The organism is Myxacorys sp., from assembly GCF_059501405.1.
This window is the reverse complement of the sequence record NZ_JCACCM010000100.1, coordinates 1-24,691: the sequence shown is the minus strand read 5'-3', so window position 1 is coordinate 24,691 and position 24,691 is coordinate 1. Positions and strand designations below refer to the sequence as shown.

General features: G+C 48.9%; 22 protein-coding genes. 13 read left to right on the top strand and 9 right to left on the bottom strand.

Annotated features, from left to right (window positions below):
- Positions 1–302: response regulator (locus AC5I6P_RS12510; protein WP_495694094.1), on the bottom strand; the 302-nt coding region annotated here is incomplete at its 3' end.
- A gap of 433 nt (positions 303–735) precedes the next feature.
- On the opposite strand from AC5I6P_RS12510, the gene AC5I6P_RS12505 reads away from it, so the two are divergent.
- Entirely contained in the window at positions 736–2,325 is a 1,590-nt protein-coding gene (locus AC5I6P_RS12505; RefSeq protein ID WP_495694093.1) for a glycoside hydrolase family 57 protein, read from the top strand.
- Positions 2,326–2,433: 108 nt separating this feature from the next.
- Here AC5I6P_RS12505 and AC5I6P_RS12500 read toward each other — a convergent pair whose 3' ends face one another.
- Positions 2,434–2,709: a photosystem I reaction center subunit X gene (locus AC5I6P_RS12500; RefSeq protein WP_495694092.1), complete on the bottom strand. Its 276-nt coding sequence runs from the start codon at positions 2,707–2,709 to the stop codon at positions 2,434–2,436.
- 196 nt (positions 2,710–2,905) lie between these two features.
- Between AC5I6P_RS12500 and AC5I6P_RS12495 the strand changes: the two genes are divergently transcribed.
- Positions 2,906–3,394 (top strand): orange carotenoid protein N-terminal domain-containing protein, encoded by a 489-nt coding sequence (locus AC5I6P_RS12495; RefSeq protein ID WP_495694091.1) that lies wholly within the window; start codon positions 2,906–2,908, stop codon positions 3,392–3,394.
- 126 nt (positions 3,395–3,520) lie between these two features.
- Entirely contained in the window at positions 3,521–4,408 is an 888-nt protein-coding gene (gene folP / locus AC5I6P_RS12490; protein ID WP_495694090.1) for a dihydropteroate synthase, read from the top strand.
- A gap of 135 nt (positions 4,409–4,543) precedes the next feature.
- On the opposite strand, the gene AC5I6P_RS12485 is transcribed toward folP, so the two are convergent.
- Complete coding sequence (locus AC5I6P_RS12485; RefSeq protein ID WP_495694089.1) at positions 4,544–4,993, bottom strand: GFA family protein; 450 nt, start codon at positions 4,991–4,993, stop codon at positions 4,544–4,546.
- A 95-nt stretch (positions 4,994–5,088) separates the two neighbouring features.
- Between AC5I6P_RS12485 and AC5I6P_RS12480 the strand changes: the two genes are divergently transcribed.
- Positions 5,089–5,355, top strand: coding sequence for a hypothetical protein (locus tag AC5I6P_RS12480; RefSeq protein WP_495694088.1), 267 nt, complete (start codon positions 5,089–5,091; stop codon positions 5,353–5,355).
- Positions 5,356–5,469: 114 nt separating this feature from the next.
- Here the strand turns inward: AC5I6P_RS12480 and acs are convergent, their stop codons facing one another.
- Positions 5,470–7,443, bottom strand: coding sequence for an acetate--CoA ligase (acs, locus tag AC5I6P_RS12475; RefSeq protein WP_495694087.1), 1,974 nt, complete (start codon positions 7,441–7,443; stop codon positions 5,470–5,472).
- A 460-nt stretch (positions 7,444–7,903) separates the two neighbouring features.
- Between acs and AC5I6P_RS12470 the strand changes: the two genes are divergently transcribed.
- The gene (locus tag AC5I6P_RS12470; protein WP_495694086.1) at positions 7,904–8,377 is read left to right on the top strand and encodes a DUF4332 domain-containing protein; all 474 of its coding nucleotides are present in this window, start codon (positions 7,904–7,906) and stop codon (positions 8,375–8,377) included.
- A gap of 75 nt (positions 8,378–8,452) precedes the next feature.
- On the opposite strand, the gene AC5I6P_RS12465 is transcribed toward AC5I6P_RS12470, so the two are convergent.
- Positions 8,453–8,974: a GNAT family N-acetyltransferase gene (locus tag AC5I6P_RS12465; RefSeq protein WP_495694085.1), complete on the bottom strand. Its 522-nt coding sequence runs from the start codon at positions 8,972–8,974 to the stop codon at positions 8,453–8,455.
- Between the two features lie 217 nt (positions 8,975–9,191).
- Here AC5I6P_RS12465 and AC5I6P_RS12460 point away from each other — a divergent pair, with 217 nt between their 5' ends.
- From AC5I6P_RS12460 to AC5I6P_RS12450, 3 genes are all read left to right on the top strand, one after another.
- Positions 9,192–9,917 carry a hypothetical protein gene (locus tag AC5I6P_RS12460; RefSeq protein ID WP_495694084.1) on the top strand — a complete coding sequence of 242 codons (726 nt, stop codon included), beginning with the start codon at positions 9,192–9,194 and terminating at the stop codon, positions 9,915–9,917.
- A 1,109-nt stretch (positions 9,918–11,026) separates the two neighbouring features.
- Positions 11,027–11,404, top strand: coding sequence for a PadR family transcriptional regulator (locus tag AC5I6P_RS12455; protein ID WP_495694083.1), 378 nt, complete (start codon positions 11,027–11,029; stop codon positions 11,402–11,404).
- 93 nt (positions 11,405–11,497) lie between these two features.
- Positions 11,498–12,058, top strand: coding sequence for a cofactor assembly of complex C subunit B (locus AC5I6P_RS12450; protein WP_495694082.1), 561 nt, complete (start codon positions 11,498–11,500; stop codon positions 12,056–12,058).
- Between the two features lie 196 nt (positions 12,059–12,254).
- Here the strand turns inward: AC5I6P_RS12450 and AC5I6P_RS12445 are convergent, their stop codons facing one another.
- Positions 12,255–12,575, bottom strand: a complete 321-nt coding sequence (locus AC5I6P_RS12445) for a DUF3155 domain-containing protein (RefSeq protein ID WP_495694081.1) — start codon at positions 12,573–12,575, stop codon at positions 12,255–12,257.
- Positions 12,576–12,946: 371 nt separating this feature from the next.
- On the opposite strand from AC5I6P_RS12445, the gene AC5I6P_RS12440 reads away from it, so the two are divergent.
- Positions 12,947–14,239: a sensor histidine kinase gene (locus tag AC5I6P_RS12440; RefSeq protein ID WP_495694080.1), complete on the top strand. Its 1,293-nt coding sequence runs from the start codon at positions 12,947–12,949 to the stop codon at positions 14,237–14,239.
- Positions 14,240–14,271: 32 nt separating this feature from the next.
- Here the strand turns inward: AC5I6P_RS12440 and AC5I6P_RS12435 are convergent, their stop codons facing one another.
- Positions 14,272–15,507 carry an S-layer homology domain-containing protein gene (locus AC5I6P_RS12435; RefSeq protein ID WP_495694079.1) on the bottom strand — a complete coding sequence of 412 codons (1,236 nt, stop codon included), beginning with the start codon at positions 15,505–15,507 and terminating at the stop codon, positions 14,272–14,274.
- A 411-nt stretch (positions 15,508–15,918) separates the two neighbouring features.
- Here AC5I6P_RS12435 and AC5I6P_RS12430 point away from each other — a divergent pair, with 411 nt between their 5' ends.
- Entirely contained in the window at positions 15,919–16,608 is a 690-nt protein-coding gene (locus AC5I6P_RS12430; protein ID WP_495694078.1) for an exonuclease, read from the top strand.
- Positions 16,609–16,611: 3 nt separating this feature from the next.
- On the opposite strand, the gene mtnA is transcribed toward AC5I6P_RS12430, so the two are convergent.
- A complete protein-coding gene (mtnA, locus tag AC5I6P_RS12425; RefSeq protein WP_495694077.1) occupies positions 16,612–17,694 on the bottom strand; it encodes an S-methyl-5-thioribose-1-phosphate isomerase in 1,083 nt (360 codons plus the stop codon).
- A gap of 296 nt (positions 17,695–17,990) precedes the next feature.
- Entirely contained in the window at positions 17,991–19,880 is a 1,890-nt protein-coding gene (gene dxs / locus AC5I6P_RS12420) for a 1-deoxy-D-xylulose-5-phosphate synthase (RefSeq protein ID WP_495694076.1), read from the bottom strand.
- Positions 19,881–20,036: 156 nt separating this feature from the next.
- Between dxs and AC5I6P_RS12415 the strand changes: the two genes are divergently transcribed.
- From AC5I6P_RS12415 to AC5I6P_RS12405, 3 genes are all read left to right on the top strand, one after another.
- Positions 20,037–20,726, top strand: a complete 690-nt coding sequence (locus AC5I6P_RS12415; RefSeq protein ID WP_495694075.1) for a hypothetical protein — start codon at positions 20,037–20,039, stop codon at positions 20,724–20,726.
- A gap of 112 nt (positions 20,727–20,838) precedes the next feature.
- Positions 20,839–23,190 (top strand): Tex family protein, encoded by a 2,352-nt coding sequence (locus AC5I6P_RS12410; protein ID WP_495694074.1) that lies wholly within the window; start codon positions 20,839–20,841, stop codon positions 23,188–23,190.
- A gap of 72 nt (positions 23,191–23,262) precedes the next feature.
- Positions 23,263–24,480: a DUF790 family protein gene (locus tag AC5I6P_RS12405; RefSeq protein ID WP_495694073.1), complete on the top strand. Its 1,218-nt coding sequence runs from the start codon at positions 23,263–23,265 to the stop codon at positions 24,478–24,480.
- Positions 24,481–24,691 lie beyond the last annotated feature (211 nt).

The following is a 24,691-nucleotide window of genomic DNA, read 5'->3' as shown; positions in this document are numbered from 1 at the left end:
TAATCATCCGCCCCCGCATTGAAGCCTTCTACCTTATTTGAGGTTTGGCTGAGTGCCGTTAGCATCAAAACCGGGATGTCCGCCGTGCGATCGTCGCGCCGCAATCGCTGACAGATGGTAAATCCATCCACCTGCGGTAACATCAGGTCGAGCATGATCAGATCGGGCTGAAGCTGCAACGCCATTGCTTGACCACGAATGCCATCGCCGGCTTGGCTGACATCATAGCCAGCCATCTCTAAATTGACGGCGACCAACTCAGAAATAGCAGCATCATCATCTATAACGAGTATCCGAGGCATTGTGTAGGGCGTTCTGCTAAAGGGTCTTCGATCCAAATTAGAATCTTCAAATAATATGAAGATTCCTGCTCAGATTATACGCAAGGATTCTATTTCTTTCGCTATATAAATTTTATTATACAAAAGAAATTTTTATGCCCTTAGACTCATCTTCTGTAGCGGCGGCGTTAAAAGAATGACGATGCCGACTTCATTCCTGTTTCGTCGCGTTATCGTAGGTGTCCCTCCTTGCGAAGCGGTCGAAGATCTCCCTTATTCCTTGCTTGACAATGCACCAGATTATTGACCTAACGATTACTCAATCCACTACAAGTAGAGGAATCGCTAGAATCTGATCCCCGATCGCTAGAATCTGATCCCCATAGAACTTTTTATCTACCAATTTGCTTTACAATTTGGGCAATCGATCGCTAACTAGTTCTCAAAACATCCTATGAGTATCGGATATGTTGCTCTCGTCCTGCACGCTCATCTACCCTTTGTGCGTCACCCCGAAAGTGATTATGTGCTGGAAGAAGAATGGCTCTATGAAGCGATTACAGAAACGTATGTCCCATTAATTCAGGTGTTTGAGGGACTGAAACGCGATGGAATAGATTTCAAAATCACAATGAGCATGACACCGCCATTGGTGTCTATGCTGCTCGATCCGCTGCTGCAAGAACGCTACGACGAACACTTGGCGCAGCTAGAAGAGTTGACTGAACTAGAGGTCGAACGCCACGCCCACAATGGACACATGCGCTATTTGGCAGAACACTATGCCAAAGAATTTAACGGAGTGCGGCAGACCTGGGAGAAATACGATCGCAACTTGGTTAAAGCCTTTAAGCAGTTTCTCGATAGCGGCAACCTAGAGATCATTACGTGTGGCGCAACGCATGGCTATCTGCCATTGATGAAGATGTATCCGCAGGCCGTGTGGGCACAGCTTCAGGTGGCTTGTGAACACTACCAAGAAACGTTTGGTCGTGCGCCAAAAGGAATTTGGTTGCCAGAATGCGCTTACTACGAAGGGTTGGAGCGCATGGTTGCCGATGCAGGGCTGCGCTATTTCCTGACCGATGGACACGGCATTCTTTATGCTCGTCCTCGTCCTCGCTTTGGCAGCTATGCGCCCATCTTTACTGAGTCGGGAGTCGCGGCGTTCGGACGCGACCACGAATCGTCGCAGCAGGTTTGGTCATCGGAGGTCGGCTATCCCGGCTCTGTGGAGTATCGCGAGTTTTACCGCGATTTGGGCTGGGATGCAGAGTACGAGTACATCAAGCCCTATGTGATGCCCAACGGTCAGCGCAAGAATGTGGGCATCAAGTACCATCGGATCACCGGAAAAGGACTTGGACTGTCGGATAAGCAGCTTTACGATCCGTACTGGGCGCGAGAGAAAGCCGCCGAGAACGCCGCTAACTTCATGTATAACCGGGAGCGGCAAGTCGAAAATCTTTATAGCATGATGCATCGTCCGCCGATCGTGGTGTCGCCTTATGATGCGGAACTCTTCGGGCATTGGTGGTATGAAGGCCCGTGGTTTATTGACTACCTATTCCGCAAATCGTGGTTTGATCAGGGCACGTTTGCCATGACGCATTTGGCGGACTATCTACAGGCCGAACCGACGCAGCAGGTCTGCCGTCCGTCGCAGTCAAGCTGGGGTTACAAAGGGTTCCACGAATATTGGCTAAACGATACGAATGCTTGGATTTATCCACACTTGCATAAATCCGCAGAGCGCATGATCGAACTAAGTAAGCGCGAACCGGCGGATGAGTTGGAATGGCGATCGCTAAATCAAGCGGCAAGAGAACTGCTGTTAGCGCAATCGTCGGACTGGGCATTCATTATGCGGACTGGAACGATGGTTCCTTATGCCGTTAGAAGAACGCGATCGCACCTTCAGCGCTTCAACAAACTCTATGATGATCTGAACATGGGTAAGGTCGATTCGGGCTGGCTAGAGAAGGTCGAATCGATTGACAATATCTTTCCCAGCATCAACTACCGCGTTTACCGACCGTTGTAGTTAGCGATTACTAATATAATAGCGATTAGCAATTAGCGATTAATAATGACAAGAGCAGGGATGATACACATCCCTGCTCTTTGTTTTAGATATCTTTGTTTTAGATATTTATTTCACACCTGTGTTTGCAAGTGCCAACGTTAGCAAGGAACCAAGGATATGCCCAAAGCTCATGGATGCTAAAAATCCAGCAACGCTAATGTTATTGAATAAAGATTTAGAAAACGGTAACGGCATTCTCGCACCGACATGCGGATATTTAATAGTGCGGCTAGCAATCAACAATACGAAAAGACAAGAGCCGATGATCAGGGGCGTTCCTTGCCAGTTAAACAATGCGCTAGATGGAGCCTCTGGAAATGCGGCGGCAAACAAATGAAGCATAGTGCTTACTCCCAAACATTTGATTTGCTCTTTAGTCTTTCGTATTTACTGATATCTAGCGTCCTTCCTATGTCATACCTTCTGCTCTATCTCCTGAGAGATTGATCTAGGTTAAGTTATTTGAACTTTGTGTAGGGGTACGATCGCAGATTAATTCTTAAGCTTGCATCAGCACTGTTTAAGAAGCGAGGCACATATGACATTTACAAATACAGACGCTACTACTTTGGTGTCTAAGTTCAAACAACTTCCGGTCAATGATCAAATTGCGGCACTAGGTCAGATCTATTCCCAAGTAGCCGAATCGGTGCCATCCACCGCATCAAAACAGGTTGAAGATGTGGTGAGAGGGGTTCTGGGGATGCGTCACGAAGGACAAATTCATTTTCTAGGAGATGCGTTGTCTGACACTGATCGCGATGAGGTAGCGCTTGACATTAACCCAAGCAAAGCAATGGCAGAACTGATTCCAGGCGACGGTGTTGAGCCGCCACTCAGCGCTTACGAAGCACTGACTCCGAGCGATCGCTTACTGGTTTGGTCTCAACTCGCTCGTCACATGGGCGATCAATTTGTTGCCCTGCCTGCGGATTATCAAGTATCGGATGCTGCCAAAGAGGTGCTCACAGCGCTTCAGTCGGCTGGTACCGAAGACAAGGTGAATTTCTTGAGTCAGATTGTGTAATTTGATTATGTGATTTGACCTTCATTTCAGCCGTTTGACGCCCAAGAATAGTGTAGATTCTTAATCTGTGACTCGTTTGTAAGAGAGCACTAAATTGCGGATTGCAGGCTACGAATTGCACGTCTTATGTCATTAAAGTCTTGGTCTTTGCGCGGTTCTTCCGGAGACGTGCGTACTCATCGCACGTTCTCTTGGGGTGAGCGAACTTACATTATGGGCGTTCTTAACGTGACGCCCGATAGTTTTAGCGATGGCGGACAATTCAATACGGTAGAGACTGCGCTAAGGCAAGCGCATCAAATGGTGACCGATGGTGCAGATATCCTAGATGTGGGTGGACAATCGACTCGCCCTAATGCAGAAGAGGTGATGCTACAGGAAGAACTCCAGCGTGTGGTTCCAATCATCGAAGCGATTCGCCGAGATTCTACCTTTGCTCAAATTCCGATTTCTGTTGATACAACGCGATCACAGGTCGCAGAAGCCGCGATCACGGCTGGAGCCGATATGATTAACGATATTTCTGGCGGAATATCTGATCCGCAGATTCTAACAACAGCGGCAACGCTTGGTGTTCCAATCATTTTGATGCACATGCGTGGAACACCAAAAACAATGCAAATGTTAACAGAGTATGATGACCTAATCGAAGAGATCCTTCAGTTCTTGGAGCAACGAATTGAAGCGGCGATCGCGGCGGGTGTTAATCGCGATCGTATTATGATTGATCCGGGTATTGGGTTTGCCAAAAAATACGATCAAAGTCTCGAAATTCTGCGCCGTCTGGATGAATTTCAACGTTTGAAGTGCCCGATCTTAGTAGGGGTTTCTCGCAAAAGTTTTATTGGTCATATCCTCAATCAGCCCGATCCGAAAAAGCGAGTTTGGGGGACAGTAGCGGCGTGTGTGGGCGCGATCGCAAAAGGGGCTGACGTGGTTCGCGTTCATGATGTGGCAGAAATGCGGGATGCGTGTCGCGTAGCGGATGCGGTGTGGCGAGCGGTTGTGCCGTAAAAACAAGAGAGTGAGAGAGCTTCGTTGATTCACGGATATTCTTGAGCAAGAATACGCTTAATTTCAGCATCCAGAGCAGGAATTTTATTAGACTTGCCCATTAGATTCAAGCAGCTTGAGACAGTTGGTTCCTGGTCATTCACGGCAAAATCGCTCAAACAGGTCGTTAAAGTCGCTGGGTTGCGCCTCGTAGTTCAACATCTGTTCACTCAGAATGACCCACTTTTGAGAACTCTGAGTCCACAAGTTGCCAACAGGCTTGAGCCAACTTGTATCATCCAATGTTCCGGGTTTTACGTTGGTAATTTTGGAGTTACGAGCAGGATTATGGAATAATCTGGTTCCACATTTCTCACAGAATAAGCAACTCACTTCACGTCCGCTATCAGAGACGCGCTTCCATTGTTTCGGCTGCCCTTGAAGAATTACGACTGCGGCACGAGGAACGGGCATTGACATGCCAAAGGCACTGGAAGATTGCTTCTGACATTCTTTGCAGTGACACGCATAAAGCGTGAGAGGTTCAGCCTGAATCTCGTATCGAATTTGCCCGCACTGACATCCCCCAGTGTAAGGAGTGGTCATACTTTACTGCCCTAAACTAATCTCGACTTTATCCATTGGATGGGTAGAAAAGGTAGCAAAATCAAAACAAGGATATTGAATGGGTTTTGATACAGATGCTACCGTTTGCTGTACAAAAAGCACAAGCCGCTATGCTGAAAGCACAAGAATTAGAAGTGCAAATCAAAGCCCCGTATCGCGCCGCGACGGATGAAGCTCGTCTAGCAGAGTGGAACTTTCACAACTGCGTGCTAGCCATGAAAACGTCTGTAGTGGCGCAATACCGGTCTGACAGCAACCAAGCACAAACGATCGGGCTGAAGAAAAAATCAGCGTACAAGCGTCCCGTTCAGCAGAAAGAAGCTGAAACAGCCCCCGTGTAATCTAGAAAATGAACGTGAAACGCTCCCTGTTGAAGGTTGATTTACCCTCATCTCCGCTCTGCCCCACACTCGGGAACAGGAATGGAGATAAGGGCGACCCTACCAACGAAACTTCTAAGCCCCCTCTCCTCGCAGCTTCTCCAACACACCGCGATCTTCCAACGTCGAAGTGTCTCCAGAAACCTCCACGCCCGCCGCCAAATCGCGCAATAGTCGCCTCATAATTTTGCCCGATCGCGTCTTTGGCAACGCATCCGCAAACCGGATTTCACCCGGACGCGCGATCGCGCCGATCTCATTCACCACATGTTGCTTCAACTCCTTCGCCAACGCATCACTAGACTGATGCGTTCCTTCCAACGTCACAAACGCCACAATGTCTTCACCCTTAACCTCATCGGGTTTACCAACAACTGCCGCTTCTGCCACCGCCGGATGAGACACCAACGCCGACTCGATTTCCATCGTACCTAAACGATGTCCCGCCGAATTGATCACATCATCAACGCGCCCCATCACCCAGAAATAGCCGTCTTCATCCCGACGTGCCCCATCGCCTGCGAAGTAAAGATACTTGCCGTCTTTGGGCGGAATGTGTTCCCAGTAGGTTTTGCGGAAGCGATCGGGGTCACGGTAAACCGTACGCATCATGCCTGGATGAGGATAGCGGATGGCAAGATAGCCGCCTTGATTCGCGCCCACAGAATTGCCTTCAAGATCGACAATATCCGCTTGAATGCCAGGAAACGGCAGCGTCGCTGAACCGGGTTTAGTCGGAATCGCTCCCGGCAGGGCAGTAATCATAATGCCGCCCGTCTCGGTTTGCCACCACGTATCGACGACCGGGCAACGCTCTTTACCAATCACCGTGTGATACCACATCCATGCTTCAGGATTGATCGGTTCGCCCACCGTTCCTAACAAGCGCAACGAAGACAGATCGCGCGAGTTTGGATGCTCATCCCCCAGTTTGATAAACGCCCGAATTGCTGTCGGAGCCGTATATAACACGCTGACGTGATGCTTTTCGATCACGTCCCAAAAGCAGCCCGGATTAGACGCACGGGGCGCACCTTCATACATTACGCTGGTTGCGCCATTGGATAACGGGCCATAAACAACATATGTATGTCCCGTTATCCAACCCACATCCGCCGTACACCAGTACACGTCATTTTCTTGCAGATCAAAAATCCATTGCGTTGTAACGTGCGCAAAGAGATTGTATCCACCTGCTGTGTGAACCACGCCCTTCGGTTTGCCCGTGCTACCCGATGTGTAGAGAACGAACAGCATGTCTTCACTGTCCATCGGCTCTGCGGGGCAGTCAGCAGATGCGGTTGGTTCCAAATCGTGCCACCAAGCATCGCGCTCCTGCATCATGGCGATGTCTTGTCCCGTCCGCTTGACGACCAGCACCTTTTGCACCGGAACCCGCTCATCGCTCATCGCTTTATCGACTTGTTCTTTGAGCGGCACGATCGCGTCTTTGCGCCAGCCTCCATCTGCTGTGACCACCACTTTTGCTTCGACATCAATCAAGCGATCGCGCAATGCTTCGGCACTAAATCCACCAAACACGACTGAGTGCGGCGCACCAATGCGGGCACAGGCCAACATCGCGATCGCCGCTTCCGGAATCATCGGCATATAAATTCCGACGCGATCGCCCTTCTGCACACCGAGATCCTTCAGCACATTGGCAAACTTACAGACTTCCTGATGCAGTTGGGCATAGGTCAGCGTTTTAGAGTCGCCGGGTTCGCCTTCCCAAACGATCGCGGGCTTATCTCGCTTATCGGTGGAGAGATGACGATCTAGACAATTGTACGAAATATTGATTTTGCCGTTCGCAAACCACTTGGCAAACGGCGGATTGCTCCAATCCAACACGCTGTCCCACCCTTGGAACCAATGCAATTCTTGTTTTGCCAAATCTGCCCAAAATGTTTCTGGATCGGCAGAGGCGCGATCGTACAACGCGCGGTAGTCATCAAGGCTCTTAATCCGGGCGTTTTGAGAAAACTCTGGGCTTGGATGAAACAAGCGGTTTTCGTGAAGGATAGATTCGATGGTTGGCTGAGACATAGCAAAAGAAGGAATGAGGGAGGGCGTTGCCCCGCGCCTAGCGCCAAAGGCGCAAGCTCCGAAGGACATAGCGCAGAGCGCAACTCCGTAGGAACCGCGAGGAGGGATGAAGGATGAAGATCAGAGAGTCTTAAATCAGTTCACCTCTCCTTGCAAAGCGTTGCCGAAGGCGTCCCTCTTTGCGAAGCGTTACCGCAGCTGTACCTTCATCCCTCTAGAAAACGATACTGGTTTCTCACGCAGTTCGGCAAACGTGAATCTTGAGTTTCGTTAACGATTCAAACCTGAATTATTTGAGGATTAACACCGTTCTTCTCAAACTGGATTCTGCTTTTTGTCCTGAATTAATAAGGGATAAAAATCCGCTACACTAAAGAACTTCAATTCATTCGGGTAATCCAGCCGTTGAATACTATAACGGACAGCCCGTTCAGAATTTAGACATCACAGCGAGGGCAGCGTGGCAACAACACAACCAAAACCCAATTCCCGCAATTGGCAAAGCCAAGCTCCAAAGGATCAAACCCGAGTTCCTTCTGCGAACTGGCCAATCGACGAGCTTCCCGGAATTGCCGCCGCCGATCTCAAACGGTTACATGCTCAAGGCATCCGAACGACGTTCAACTTGCTGAGCCTCGGATACACGCCAGAGAAACGAAACATCCTTGCCAGTAGCCTCGAAATTCACATTCGACACATCAATAAGTGGATTGCCCTAGCTGACCTTGCCCGCATTCCGGGCGTTGGCTGTCAGCACTGCGGCTTACTGCTTCATGCTGGGGTTGCCTCTCCGGCTCAGCTCAGCCAAACCCCGATCGCGGGACTGCATCGCCAGATCTTAAAGCTCCAAGTGGCCATGATGCAGCGCCGCGACCTTTGTCCAACCCCTGACCAAATCGCTCAGTGGGTTCAGCAAGCCCAACGGCTCCGTTAAGGGTCATTACCATTTTTTTCGGAACGTATCCCCTTCTTCAAACTCAGGGAACCCTATAAACGGGAGTCTCAACCCTCAGTCTGGATACCAAAACATTCCTTTAATACCCTCCGGGTCGCTCATGAACCCCAACGTTCTATAAAAATTTACGACTTGAGGATCGGCAAACAGCGTAATGTTGCTAATGTCTTCGCCCCGCAGCTTCTTAATCATGAATCGCATTAATGCCTTGCCCATTCCCTTACCCTGGAACTCTGGATGCACCACTACATCCCAAATGGTGGCATTAAACGCATGGTCAGAGGTTGCTCGGGCAAACCCGACTAACCGACGCTGCATTCCCCGCTGCTCCCACATCGAGACGACCAGAAAGCTATGCTGGATTGCCTTCTTTACCTTTCTCAACGGTCGCCGCGACCAGCCGACCGCATCGCACAACTCCTCTAGCTCGTACAAGTCGATCTCTCGTTCCGTACTAAAAAAGACCCGTGAATTTGCGCGATCGCCCGCTCCTTCTACCGCAACGCGCTCAGATGCGACAGTACTGGCAGTCGAGGGAACATCAGACCCACTAAATAAGCTTTTCCAAAAACCCATGCGAGCGTGGTGAAGGTAGCAACAGTTAAATCAAGTACTAGATAGTATATCTCTCCAATTCTCCGGATATCGCTCTCTCAATCAGCATGTTTCGAGATTTCTCTATTCCTTCGTCGTTCTAGATCAAAATGATGTCGATTTGTAACGATTTTTTTAATCAATATAAGCTCCTCTTTCGTTTACGCTTTTACTCTAGTGGGCATTCCTACCTTCAATTATGGCTCTGGGCTTAAAACCAACAACCTTAGAACTGCTAAAGCGCTTCAACCGAGCGTTTCCTCAGTTTTACGAGCAATTTGTCAGCAGCGAAATTCAGCTTCAGAACCTAAGACTTGCCTACCAACTCTATCGCACCAAGCAAGCGGTGATTGAGCTAAAACCTGAAGGCAATAAAAGTGCGCTGCATTTTGCTTATCGAAACCAGTCGTTCTTGTTAAGCGATATCTTTGGCGTTTTGGCGGCTTATGGTCTAACAATTCACAGTTTGAGTCTGTATGGGCAAATCTATCCACCCATGCTGGTGTTTATAAAGCTGATTGTGTCACGCAGTGGCAAAGCCTTGACCGATAAAACCTCTGACAATGTGTGCCGAGCAATTCGTGAGGCGTTGGCTGGACGATTTGAAGTTGAAGAAATGTTGGCAGTTGAATTTAATCTGGATGCAGGCTTAGAGCAGGTTGAAACAGAGTTCTACGTTGATCCAGTCTTTCACCTGCCTGCCCTTCTGATCGAAGCCGATAACCAACCTGGACTTTTCTACAAAGTAATGTACGCGATTTGGCAAGAAGACTTGCTGGTGGTAAATGCAAATCTACTCGTGTGGAGGGGTCGGACTCGCCTCATTCTCTACCTGTTAGGGCCGAATGAAAGCTTAATTCCAGAATATTTAGGACAAAAAATTGCTGAAGGCGTCAAGCAACGTCTATTAGGACGCAGATTCTAGCCGATTAAATACCGCCTCTAAGCATAAAGCAGCGCTTTCAGCACTCGCGTTGTAATGTTAACTTCTTACGATCGCGTCCCTCGAAGGGCAGTTTATCTGGCTCCTCAGATCGCCCACCACGTAAGCAAGCATCTTAAACTCCTGACCACTGACCTAGACGCTGAGTAGTTTTCAGGACGAGAACTCGAAGAGCTTGAGTTGGTTGACACGAAGATCAATCGCCATATCAGCCACTGCTTTAATTCAGCTAATAGGTTGGGCTAGCGCATCAGTAGAATCCGAATAGACGCGATTTTCTTGTTTTTGTTCCGAGTAATTTTATAGCGGATAACAACATCAGCGGATAGCAACATCGATCGTAAATCTTGCAACGACAGGCACAATTTTTGCTCCGCAATCTGGACGTGTAGCACTTTCGAGAAAGCAGCTGAGTTTCCTTACTCGCCATTGATAGGCCTCCAGTTTTGCTAATTGCTGAAGGCTCACTCTTTACAATCGGTTACCCCGGGAACAAGCATCTATTTCAGTGACACTCTTTAAAGAGTCTAAAATCTGTTTCGTTCTTTAAATCAACAACAAAACAACTTGATTTAGTATCCACAAAGTAGAATTTCAAGTTTAGAATTAAGTTGCACCGTTTATACGTAAGCTAAGCAATTTAACAAAGCGACTGTTCAAGCAACAGGTATTTTCACTCATTCATTTTTGCTTTCACCTTGAAGCAGCAGACGCATTGTGAATCTATGAATATTGCTTTGTTCCTTGAGTACTTGCATTTCTAAGCTTGCTTAACTTTCTGGTGACGTTGCTTTACCTGATGAAACAAGAAATGTTGGTTTTTCCGCACATTTCGCACTCAGTGCTCTCAATTCTAAACATTCCATCACCCTGTTAGTGTCCTTCTTTCACGGTTGTAGTGCGCAGTTCAGCTTTGCACCATAAACTAAACGACACTTGGTTTGCCCAATTTTTTCACGTTCAAGGTTAAATTAACCCTTTAGTAGGACGGCAACCCTACAGGCAAGATTGTTAACCTAATAGATGTAACTAATTCTTGTTCACATCCTTTCTGCAAGCAAGTCGTTTCTCACATGCCTGGAATCAGACAGATGAAATTTGAGGATATCTATCAGTTTTTCAAAGATCCACCTCCTTTTTACCTAAACAAGGAGTTAGCGGTCTGTTACGTTCTCGCCATACTTCTGCGAGGCGATTCTTACGGTACAGAACTCATTCAACTTCTAGAGACCGAATATCCGCTTTATCGTCTTTCCGATACGGTGCTTTATAGTGCGCTTAAGTTTCTGGAAGACGAAGAGATGGTCACGGGCTACTGGAAAAAGGTAGAAGGCAGAGGTCGTCCCCGCCGGATGTACCAGATTCGCTCGGAGGCGATGCAACAGGCTCAAGATCTAGCTCACCTTTGGCAAGATTATGCAGTGCAGAAGGATACTCCGGTTCCTCAAACTGCTGCATCTGAGAAGTAGACGATTTGTACAGATCACGACTAATGCCCTTGCAGGCTACAATTTTGTCTACACTGAGGGTGTAAGCAGGATTTTTGTTACCTGAGCTACACCATGAATGATTCTGTGATCGCTTCTACACTGGTTCTGACTGTTCTGTTGATGGTCGGTCTGTTCTTCTTTATCCGTGCTTCGACTAAGGACAGGATTCAGCAAGTTAGGCTAATCTCTAAGCAGACAGAGGAATCTCTCTTAAACCAGTTGCGACAGTACTTTGGGGAGCGGGCCTACCACGTTGCGGCGATCGATGCAGCAACTAATCAAGTCACCTTTGAAGGCAAAGTACGTCCCAGCTTGTTTCTAGCGATTTTCCTGTCGCTGCTTGCCGCCATTGGCATGCTTTGCCTAGTGCTAGTCATCTCAATGGTGTTACCAAGCGGATCTGCTTTCTGGCTCAGCTTGTTGCTCCTGTCACCTTTAGCAGGAGTTTTTTATTGGCGAGGTGCGGGACGGATTGAGCAGGTTTCCCTAAAAGTTGAGCCAATTGAACCTGAATTGTCATTCAGCAGTTCGCCAAGCTCTGACGAAAGTGCGAAGAGCGTGATTATTGTCAGAGCGCATCGGGACGAGTTAGCAGAATTACAGCGTACTCTCAGCTTAAGTGCATCAGAGTAACGCAAAGAATTTATAAAAGTGTTCGATTTGATGCTAAAGCAAAGACCTCATCTGATGAATAATCAAATGAGGTCTTTGCTTTAGCGGAAAACCAATACTCTTAGTAGTCAAGTGCACAATAGATCGTCCAAAAACCTGGACTTCCAGCAAAGCTACATCTACCTATCCGCACAAAGAGGCAAATGAAGAGCAATAACTAGCGACTTCGACTGGCAACTGTCACTGGTTCCACATCGTCATCATCCGGGGATTTTAAGCTAGGGAACAAGAAATGGTTTTCTTCGACGTATTGAGCGCCGAACAGTCCTTTCTCAGCCCAAAAATACCGATCGGTCGTATGCTCGTTTCGCTTCACTAGCAACAAAGCAGGCGGCGCAATTCCTTCAGAGTGAATGAACTTTCGAGCAGCCGTCACAGGTTTATCTTCGCCACAATCAATGCTAAACTGAGGAACGTTTTCGAGAATTCTCCGTCCTTCCTGACGCCGCCGACTCTTCCGCTTACGTCTCCTTGCCAAACCCCTTACCTCCTTATTTTGACTGCCAATGCTGTAGTGATCGTTACAAAATCCGTCGCAAGTATATCGACTCTAGTCCTGAATTTCAACTGCTCTTAACGCATCTATACAAAGTTTTAAGCTGCTTATAAAGTAAAGTTGAAATTCTTAATTCTAGTTGAATAACTCTATCACTTGCTACCCTTAGATATCAAGGACTTTGTTCGCCTTCTAGACCCCTCAGCCCCTGTGAGAAGCTGGCTCGGAGTCTATTTTTATTCCTATCAGGAGTAGGAAAATCTGGGTTTGAAGCTACTCCTACCTCTTGCTGAAGCGATCGCTTGCCCGCTCTCAAGGGGGTCGTCAAGCAGAGTCTGAAGGAGCGCGCTCATATGTTGATGCCTACTAGTTCTGAATTCGTTGCGCTTTGCCGCTCACAAGTAGCACTGCTCACTCAAGCGTTTGGGGCATCGCTGAGCATTGTTTATCTTACCGAAGAATGGGTTGAAAATACACAAACACAACTCGTTGCGATCGCCGCCTATCCCGATATTTCAGTTGCTTTGGAGAAAGTGAATCGCCTCGCTCCAGCATCAGATCGATTGAAAAACGAGGAATTGACTCCTGAACTTGAGTTTGAGGCCACTTTTTTCCCAGCAAAGCCAAATGCCCTTGCTCAGCAACAGCAACTTATTCTTCCGCTTGTGCATGAAGAAATGGTGCTGGGGTTGCTGGTGACAGAGCGAGAGGATCGACTATGGACAACCTGGGAACGAGGACAAATTCAGCGAGTTGCAGATACGTTATCGCTGGCGTGCGTAATGGATCAGCGATCGCAGTGGTTAGAAGAAACGCATCATCAGCAGCGCCTCGTGCAAAGGCAGCAGCACGACATGCTGGATAATTTGGTACATCAATTACGCAGTCCTCTCACGGCGCTGCGAACGTTCGGTAAACTGCTGTCAAAACGGCTAAGGCCAGAGGACAGGAATCAACAAATTGCCAATAGCATCCTGCGAGAGAGCGATCGCTTGCAAGACCTACTTCAACAAGTGGACGGGGCGATTGACCTCGGGAGTGCAGATCTGCTGCCCGACTATGAAGCGGCTTCAGAACCTCCTAAACAACCGATTCCTCTACTACCAGCGGGTGTGTTGACCGCATCGAATTTGGAGTTGGAGCCGTGTTCTGTGGTTGACATTTTGCAGCCGCTTTTAGAATCAGCAACGGCGATCGCGCACGACAAAGGATTGACAATCCGAACAGAAATTCCAACCTCTGTTGCCTCAGTGTTGGGCAATTGCGGGGCAGTGCGAGAAGTCTTAAGCAATTTGCTTGACAATGCGCTGAAGTACACACCAACGGGCGGACAGGTGCATGTGAAGATTGATCAGGGGGCTAGCTGGGTCAGTGTCTGGATTACTGACACCGGATTCGGGATTCCTCAAGAAGACTTGCCCCATATGTTTGAGCGCCATTATCGGGGAGTGCAAGCTCAAGGCAACATTCCGGGGACAGGATTAGGACTCGCGATCGCGCGTCGCCTGATTGAGCAGATGCAGGGAAAGATTGAGGTGTTTAGCCCCATAAAAAACGATGGCTGGATCAGTCGAAATGCTGATCAGCCACCGTCTGGAAAAGGCACTACTTTCGTAGTTGGATTACCCGTAAGGGAGAGTGCTTAGAAGATCCACATTGCACCTTCTAAGCATGAGCCTTACTGACGCGGAATCTGCAAGTCAGTAGTCAGACGCAGATTCAAATCGCTATTCGGACGGATGGAGATCAAGTCAATGCGATCGCCGCCGAAGATCAAGCCAGCCAACGCACCAACGCCCGTTCCAATCAGAACTTCGCCCGCTTTGATGTTGCGATCACCCGTAACGGCTGAAATTCCAGCAGCAGCGGCTGAACCCAACGCAGCATCCTTCAGAATTGTTCCGGTGTTTGCACCACGACGAATCGATTCGGTTTGGGTGATTGCATCAGAGGTTGCTGCGATTGGCAGTCTCTGACCATTGGCCAACACGAGTTCTGAAGCCACAAACTGAGCTGCACCTTGAGATACGACTAATTGACCCGCAACCTGGCTTCCAGATGGAATTAGAACAGTGCCATCGGACGTAACGACGTTTTGAGCAACCGTCAGCGTGATCGGTGTAGGATTAGGCTCGTTTTTAGCTAACAGAACTTTGTCCGCGCGATCGTACCGGAGAGGAATCGACGTTCCAGAAGGAATAGTCAAGGTTTGAGGAGCCACAACCTGACCAACAATGTAAGGTGACTGAATCGCCGCAACTGTTCCAGTGCTGACCAATGCTTGATAGATAAATGCCGCCACATCAGCGCGAGTAGCCGTCTGATTTGGGGTCAGAGACCTCACATCAGGGTAGTTCACAACGATCCGGCGCTCTGTAGCAGCGGCAATGCTGTTGCGAGCGTAGCCCGGAATATTGTTGGCATCGCTGTACGCCTGAAGCAGTGCATCTGCCGATCCGGTTGTGGTGTAGTTCAAACCACTTGCCAGAGACACCAACACCTGAGCGCGAGGAATATTTTCATTCGGGCGGAATGTACCGCCAGGATACCCTGCTAAAAAGCCACTTGTATACGCATCTTGAATGGCTTGATATCCCCAATAATTAGATGGAACATCTACAAAGTTAATTGGAGTTCTGACATCTTGAGCATTTGGAAAAGCCTTGCGAATCATGGCCGCAAATTGAGCGCGAGTGACGGCTTCATTTGGGCGAAAAGATCCATCAGGAAATCCTTCAATGATGTTTCGTGAAGCAAGTTCTTGAATGAATTGAGCCGCCCAATAATCAGACGAAACATCAGGAAAAGTAGCTTGGGCAAATGCTGGCGCGATCATGACGATCGGAGCCGTTGCACCTGCTGTAAGGCCGAGAGCGAGGAGTAGAGCCGTTCCAGACTTGAAGTTGCTATGCATATGAAGACGTTCCCAAGTAAACCAGTAATCTTTTGTGTTGATTAAGTAGACCTTGATTGACTTACCTAAGTTCCTGCATCTTACTACAGAAGGAAATAAGTTCATTTCTGAAAGATGCGGTTATTTTCAGAGGTTTTGTTTGCCTTTGGTCTACTTTTTCTATATACCCAATTGACGCAACAGTTCCCGAAGAAGTTGCTAAATCTAGGACACTTCCTAAACTGGTTAATAACAAGTTGGGGTGGGGGGTGAGAGTCCTCATTGAGAATTAATTGCTTGTTAAGTTGGGGAATGGGAGATGCAGCAGAAAAGGGTTCAAGAACAGAGTTCACTAGACAGCATTACTAACGGGTGTTAGTGACGGGCGGTTAGCATACGATGAGTAGGAATTGAATCGAGGATATTAGAAGATTGACGCCATTCAACTCTGGAGGGTTGCTGCCCCGCTATCAAGCAAAACAGGTGAAAGAGGCAGGCAAGCAATATTATGTGAGTGCGGAAGGAGATCGGCTTCCTAGCGTCACGACGATTCTCAATGCGACAAAACCTCCTGAAGATTGGGATCGGTTGATGAACTGGAAACAGCGCGTTGGCATTGAGCAGGCGGCTCAGATTAGTCAAACTGCTAGTCGTCGGGGAACTGGAACTCACCGACACATTCAGCACTATTTGGAGGGTAAAGAGGTAAATTGCCCAGAAGCGATTCGCCCCTACTGGGACAGCGTTCAGCCTGTTCTAACGTCAGTTGAAGCAGTGCGACTGGTTGAAGGAATTGTGGTACATGACGATTTAGGATATGCAGGCATCGTCGATTGTGTCGCGAGCTATGAAGGTGTACCGTGCATTTGCGAGTGGAAGACGGCAAATAAACCGAAGCGATCGCTAGATCATCTCTATGACTACCCGCTGCAAATTGCGGCCTACTGGGGGGCAGTAAATCGTCTCTATGATCTCGATATTCAACACGCGCTGCTCGCGATCGCAGTGCCGGATCTGCCCGCTGAGGTGTTTTGGTTTGAGCAAGACGCGATCGCCCACTATTGGCAGCAGTGGGAAACCCGTGTCAAAACCTATTGGCGTCGGCTTGGCTATTTTAGGTAAGCGCTACCCAATCTGCTTCGCGTACAATTCTGATTGAATTTGAGCCGGAGTAAACGCGCCGTACTCGGTGACGATCGCGCTAATTAAACTGGCAGGAGTAACATCAAAGGCAGGATTGTAATATTCGACCCCAGGCGGACAGAGAATCGTGTCTCCAATCTGATACACCTCTTCCGGATCGCGTTCTTCGATGGGAATTTGGCTACCGTCTGCGATCGTAAAATCGATCGTCGATAGCGGAGCTGCCACAAAAAACGGAATGTTGTGTGCTTTCGCAATCAACGCCACGCTATAAGTTCCAATCTTGTTGGCAGCATCTCCGTTGGCAGCAATGCGATCGGCTCCGACAACCACAGCATCAATCATGCCCCGCTTCATGCAGTGCGCTGCCATACTATCGGTAATTACTGTGACGGGCATTGCTTCTTGCACACATTCCCAAGCGGTAAGTTTTGCGCCTTGCAGCCGAGGACGGGTTTCATCAACGTAGATGCGCTCCAAGCGATTCGCTCGCCAAGCTGAACGCACAACACCAAGTGCCGTTCCATATCCGGCAGTAGCTAATGCGCCCGCGTTGCAATGGGTTAGCAACCTCAGCTTTGCGGGTGCTTTTGGCAGAACAGATAAGCCTTGTTCCCCGATATCTCGGCACGTTTGCAGATCGTCAGCATTGATCTGTTTTGCCGTTTGAAGGAGCGTTTCCTTCAGATAATCAACGGAGCCAAGGGTTTGCCGAGCAGTCTTCAGCATCCGCTCGATCGCCCAAAATAAATTTACAGCCGTTGGACGAGTGACTCGCAACGTCTCTGCTACGGTTTCTAATTCGGTGAGGAAGCGATCGCGCTCTGTCGTCTCAATTTCTCGTGCGCCCAAGTACATGCCATAGGCGGCTGCCACCCCGATCGCAGGCGCACCCCGAACAATCATTGTCTTAATTGCCCGTGCCATGTCATCACAGCGGCTGATTTCGACAAACGCAAATTCATTCGGTAAGCGCGTTTGATCAATCAGCAGAACGCGACCGTGCAAACTTCCAGAGGAATCGTTTTGCCAAATAACGGGATAAACCTGGTTAATCAGAGACATGATGGGCTTATCTGAAGAGCAGCACTCTAATATTACCCTCAAACTATAATCTCGATTTGCACCCCTCCAGTTTTGGCACAATAACCGTACTAAGCAGGATTGCTGAATGTCTCGAGCAACCAAAGATTGACCGCGCCATCCTCCCTACTCTGACTCTGTTTGAGCGCTTCTTCTAATGAAAGCGGAAATCTCGGTAACGCTCTAGATCAAACACTTTAAATCAATGGTAGCGCTGATACAGCAGTGAGTTGTAGATCGCAACCATCCACAACTCACTGCCAATAGCAAACGTAAAATTAGCCGACCGCGACAGGCTGTTTGCTAAACAACTTGAGAATCCGGTCTGCCATTTGAGGCGGCGTTAGGTCTAGATCTGCTTTGGACTCCTCCGCAGTAGCGTGATCTACCAGAAGGTCAGGAACGCCGATTCGAGTGACTGGCACAACCACATCGGCATCCATCATCGCCTCGAGCAGCGCTGAGCCGAATCCGCCTTGCAGACAGCCCTCTTCTAGGGTGACGACTCGACCGATCTGTTGGGCCAACGGCAAAATTAGTTCGGTATCGAGCGGTTTGGCAAATCGGGCATTCACAACGGTTGCTTCAATGCCATGTTCTGTAAGGATTTCGGCGGTCTGCATTGCAGGGTAGACCATTGAGCCATACGCGACCAGCAGAATGTCATCTCCTTGACGAAGAATTTCACCTTTACCGATCGGGAGCGGTTCCCACCCTTCTTCCATGAGAGGCACGCCGTAGCCGTTGCCTCTGGGATAGCGCATTGCGATCGCGCCCTCGGTATGATTAATTCCGGTTACAACCATGCGCTGAAGTTCGGCTTCGTCTTTTGGAGCCATCAGCACCATGTTGGGAATGCATCGCAGGTAGGCAATATCGTACATACCTTGGTGAGTTGGCCCGTCGGAGCCAACAATGCCAGCGCGATCCATGCAGAAAAAGACAGGCAACTTCTGAATGCAAACATCGTGAATAATCTGGTCAAACCCTCGTTGTAAGAAGGTTGAATAAATCGTAACGACGGGGCGCATTCCTTCACAGGCAAGACCTGCTGCCAGCGTGACAGCGTGCTGCTCAGCAATGCCGACATCAACGTACTGCTTGGGCACTCGCTTTTGCAGAATGTCTAACCCGGTTCCGGTCGCCATTGCGGCAGTGATACCGATGATTCTAGGATCATTTTCTGTCAGTTTGGACAAGGTTTCGCCAAACACTTTAGAGTATCCGGGAGGCTTCGGTTTACTCGACGGATTGCCCTTTCCAGTAATCAGGTTGAACGGCGTTTGAGCGTGGTAGCCCACCTGATCGGCTTCTGCGATCGCGTACCCTTTTCCTTTTACTGTAGACACATGTACCAGCACCGGGCCTTGAATCTGATGAGCTTCTTTAAACATCGCAATCAGTTCTTCCAGGTTGTGCCCATCGACTGGACCCATGTAGGTGAAGCCTAATTCTTCAAACACCGCTCCCACTTTGGGTACAGCAAGCCGCTTCATGCCTTCTTTGAGACGCGATAGCTCCGGGGAGAAGGGTAAATTCTTAAACTGTTCTTCTAAATTATCAGACAGAAACTGGACGGGCGGACTGAGGCGCATTTTGTTGAGATAGCGAGGAATGGCTCCCACATTGGGAGAAATCGACATCTCATTATCGTTAAGGACAACCAGTAAGTTGGTTTTGGGCAAATGTCCAGCGTGGTTAATCGCTTCTAGCGCCATTCCGCCCGTTAGCGCACCGTCCCCAATGACCGCAACAGTCTTAAACTTCTCACCCTTAGCATCTCGCGCCAGCGCCATGCCTAGGGCTGCTGAGATACTCGTGGAAGCATGACCCGCGCCAAAGTGATCAAACTCGTTTTCGCTCCGCTTAAGGTATCCGGCGATGCCATCTTTTTGACGCAGCGTATCGAAATGGGCATAGCGCCCCGTGATCAGTTTGTGGGGGTATGCTTGGTGCCCAACATCCCAAATCACTTTGTCGCGGTCGAGGTCGAGGGTTTGATAAAGAGCCAGGGTCAACTCGACGACACCCAATCCAGGACCGAGGTGTCCCCCGATCGTTGCTACGGTTTGCAGGTGCTTCTCGCGAATCTGTCTAGCGATTTGTTGAAGTTGATGAATCGACAGACCGTGCAACTGGTTTGGGTGGGTTAATTCACTCAGATGCATACCGGGATATCCTTCGGATAATGTGGTAGGTAGTTTATACCTTCTTTCTCTTAACACTGTAGTCCATTGAGGGGGACGATCCTATCTCTTTAGCCGTCATCCCCGTCCTGTGGCACAATTTTCTCTGAAGCCAGACCGTTGCGATTTGTAACTACTATGCCTAACCTCATGAGATTCCGGTTGCCCGTTGCCCAGGTAATTACGGTAAGTCTAGTCGCCCTTGCCCTGCCGCCTGCACCTGCTCGCTCGGCGGTGCTAGACGACTTATTTGAACGTCCCGGACCAAATCTCTACCGTCAGTGTGCCACTGACCTATTGCGTGCCAAAGTTCCCAATGCTGTCGCTGCCGCTGCCTGTTCTAATACGGTGCGCCCTGATGATTTGGGCGTTTGCGTGCGTCGGATGGCAGAAGTTCAGGTTGCGGGAGAGCAAGCGGTAGAGGTGTGTCGTCGAGTGCGTCGCCCGCTAGAAGCAGGAACCTGCGTGGTCCATATTAGTCGCAATGCGGCGCAGACGCTTTTTGCAGATGTGCTAGAGGGCTGTCGTCGCACTCTCTTACCCCTCAGCTTTTCGCAATGTGTGGTGGGGTTGAATCGAGACTTAAATCTAGCGACCAAGCAAGCGATCGATACGTGTCTCGATACGAGCGATCGTCCCCGTGATGTGTTACCTGTGTCTATTCCTGGCTCTAATCTTCCGCCAAGAATTCCGACGATTACGCCATCAACGAGTCCGACAACGCCCGATACGCCGCTGCCGCCATCCGCGTCACCGACTCAACTGAGGACAACGCCAAACACAACACCAGACACAACGCCAAATCTCTCTCTTCCTCAGAGAAACTAAACAGAGAAACTAAACGTAATAGCTTGTCGGGATTGATTCGTGCCCATTTTCAGCGAAATTTGGTAAAACCGATCTAAGATCGACAAGCTCAACCGGAATTCGTAGTTCAGAATTGAGCAACTTTGACGAACTACGAATTGCACCTTACGAAATTAGTGTCTCAATGCTTGATATTCAAAAGCTTTTAGCAGAAGAACTTGCCCTTCGTCCCGCGCAGGTGAAGAGTGCGCTGGAGCTGTTTGCAGAAGGAGCGACGGTTCCGTTTATTGCGCGGTATCGCAAAGAGCGGACGGGAGAACTGGATGAGGTGCAGTTGCGTGATCTCAGCGATCGCTACGCCTACCTCACAGAACTAGAAGAGCGCAAGACCAGCATTCTTCAATCGATCGAGTCTCAGGGTAAACTCACACCAGAGTTGAAGACTCAGATCGAATCCTGTTTGCAAAAAAACGAATTGGAAGATCTGTATTTGCCTTACCGTCCGAAGCGCCGGACGCGGGCAACGATCGCGAAAGAAAAAGGATTAGAAGCGTTAGCCAGCTGGATAAAAGCGCTGAATGAGTCAGGCAGTTCGGCATCGCTGGAGACGGAAGCGGCGAAGTATATTTCCGAAGAGAAAGGGGTGAAAACGGCGGAAGAAGCGTTGCGAGGCGCGTCTGATATTTTGGCAGAAGAAGTATCTGAAAAAGCCAATCTTCGAGCTTACTTGCGGGAGTTTCTGCTGGAAACGGGCGCATTCAGTTCGAGCCTCAAAGCGGATCATCCTGAAGGAACGACGAAATTTGAGATGTATCGGAAGTTTCAAGCCAGCGTGAGCGCGATCGCGCCTCACAATTTACTCGCGCTGTGTCGGGGTGAAACAGAAGGTATTCTCACTGTTGATTTGGTGTTTGACGAAGATGCGGTTCAGCACTATCTAGAAACGCAAGAAATTCGCACGAAAGCACAACCCGTTCGCGCATTTTATCGGGCAATGCTAACCGATGCGTTTAATCGGTTGATGCGAAATTCGTTAATTAGTGAAGTGAGAGCCGAGAAGAAACAAGAGGCGGATATCGAATCGATCAAAACGTTTGAAACGAATTTGCGTGAGTTATTGTTATCTGCTCCGGCAGGAATGAAACCAACGTTAGCGCTTGATCCGGGATTCCGCACGGGTTGTAAGGTTGCCGTGTTAGATCAAACTGGAAAATTTTTGCAGTATCAAGCCGTTTTTCCTCACACTGGAGAAGAGAAGCGCAAACAAGCGGCTGTAACGCTAAAGCAATTGATTCAGAAGTATAAGGTTGAGTTAATTGCGATTGGGAATGGAACGGCAAGTCGAGAAACCGATGAATTCGTCGGAGAGGTTTTAGCAACACTAGAGCAAAAGCCGATTAAAGTGATTGTGAATGAGTCGGGAGCCTCGATTTATTCTGCAAGTGACGTTGCGATCGCAGAGTTTCCCGATCTGGACATCACGGTTCGAGGCGCAATTAGTATTGGTCGTCGTTTACAAGATCCGTTAGCAGAATTGGTTAAGCTTGACCCGAAATCAATCGGCGTGGGGCAATACCAGCACGATGTCGATCAAAAATTGCTGAAAAAGAAGCTAGGCGAGACGATTGAGAGTTGCGTTAACTTTGTCGGCGTTGATCTCAATATGGCATCCAAAGAATTGCTGACTTCTGTTTCTGGCATTAGTGCAACCATTGCCAATAACATTGTGGCGTATCGCAACGAAAACGGAGCCTTCCGCGATCGCAAAGCATTACTCAAAGTGCCGAAATTAGGACCAAAGGCATTCGAGCAAGCGGCAGGATTTTTGCGAATTCGAGATGGTGCAAATCCGCTCGACAATACTGCCGTTCACCCGGAACGGTATTCGCTGGTGAGCGCGATCGCAAAAGATCTATCGGTTCCGTTGGCCCAAACGCCTCAAATTGCAGAGCAACTCAGTAAGAACCTGAAAAAATACATCACCGATGCCGTTGGTGAACCGACGCTCCGCGACATCATTCGCGAATTGGAAAAACCGGGACGCGATCCGCGTGCTGAATTTAAGTACGCGACGTTTAAGGAAGGAATTAAAGAAATTTCTGACTTGCGGGTTGGCATGGAACTAGAAGGCGTGGTTACAAACGTTGCAAACTTTGGTGCGTTTGTAGATGTTGGCGTACACCAAGATGGATTGGTGCATGTGTCACAACTGAGCGATCGCTTTGTCAGCGATCCGAACCAAATTGTGAAGGTGGGTCAAGTTGTGAAGGTGCGGGTGATGGAAGTCAACGAGAATTTGAAACGAATCAGTTTGTCAATGCGAACAGGTGAAAAGCTAGATCGAAATGCCAATATGCCGAAGAAAGATCATAAACAGATCGAGAAACCAGAGCGAAACGCTAATGCTGCTAAGAAAGATCAAAAACAGCCGGAAAAACCTGTAACGCTGGATGATCTAAAAGCTAAATTTGGAAAGAGACGCTAAGCGCATGTTAGCGTCTCCTTTGAAGTTGCGCAAAGCGCTACGCAGGCATTAACCCAAGTCAAAACACTGCCTATGTTGCCGACTGATTTACTGATGCACCGCTTTAGCGGAGAAGAAGTGGTTCCTAAGCGGCTCAACCTCGACTCACAAACGCTCGCGATCGCAGATGATGTGATTGCGTTGTTTCGGGATGCCAAAGGCAAGAGCAAAGGTGAGCTGAGTCGGCAGCTTTTAGAACTTGAGGGCGAAGAAACGGACTACCGGATTAAACGCGGACTTGCCCACTTATTAAATGGTTCATTTAGCACGTTTGAAACGATTAGTCCGCTCGATCCGCCGATGTTGCGCGATCGCGTCTTTGCGCTGTCTTCTCAATCTGTGCCTAGCCCGACTGCTACTCAAATGACGTTAGAGAAGGTGGCAGACTTGCTGGGTCAAGAACTTGGACACGAAGTGTTGCTCGAACAAGTCAAATCGGGACTTTATGCCGATCTGCCGGACAATCAAATTTTGGTGGATTTTGAAGCGCCAACGTCCGAAGCGTTGATCCATCGCTATAACTTATCTCAAGTGCAAGGCGTGTTCTATCGTGCGAGTCACATGACGATCAACGCGCATCGCAATGATCCGGGACAATATAAATTGCTGTTTCGCTACGTCAAGTTATTTCAACTCATGACGTATATCGAGGGCGACGCGGATCACGGATTTACCCTCACGATCGATGGCCCGACGAGTTTGTTTAAGCCTTCGACGCGGTATGGACTAGCGATCGCTAAGCTACTGCCTGCTCTGCTCCACGTTACCAAATGGAGCATTTCTGCCCAGTTACAGATTAACGACAGCTACTCTGGTAAAACTCGTCAGGGACGCTTCGCCCTCGATTCGGAATGCGGGTTGGTCAGCCACTATCCTCCTGGCAAAACCTACGACAGTATGTTGGAAGAAGGTTTTGTGGAGCGTTGGAGCAAGACGAAAACCGAATGGCGACTCGAACGGGAAGTTGATCTGATTCCGATTCCGGGGAGTGTGATGATTCCTGATTTTCGGGTGGTGCATCCTGATGGTCGCACCTTTTTGCTGGAAATTGTGGGCTATTGGCGACCGGAATATCTCAAGAAGAAGTTCTCTCAGGTGCGCCAATCGGGGCGCGATGATTTGGTGTTGGCAGTATCGGAACGTCTTAATCTTGAGAAGGCAGGCGTGAAGATAGCAGATACACCCGCACGGATTGTTTGGTTTAAGGATCAGTTGTTGCCGAAGACGGTCTTAGAAGCGCTGGAGAGATAGCCAGTTGACAGGTGGTTGCGAAGAGATCGCAGTTACTCGATTGATGAACGGAATTACTGAATTGGCGATCGCAGTTACTCGATCGACGAACCCGTTTGCTGCTTAAGAAATCTCAATTGCTTGATCGACGAACCTACTTGCTGGTTTAGAGAGCTCAACTCATACCAAATCTCCAAAGATAGGCTACAGATGGTATAACTCAAGTGACGAG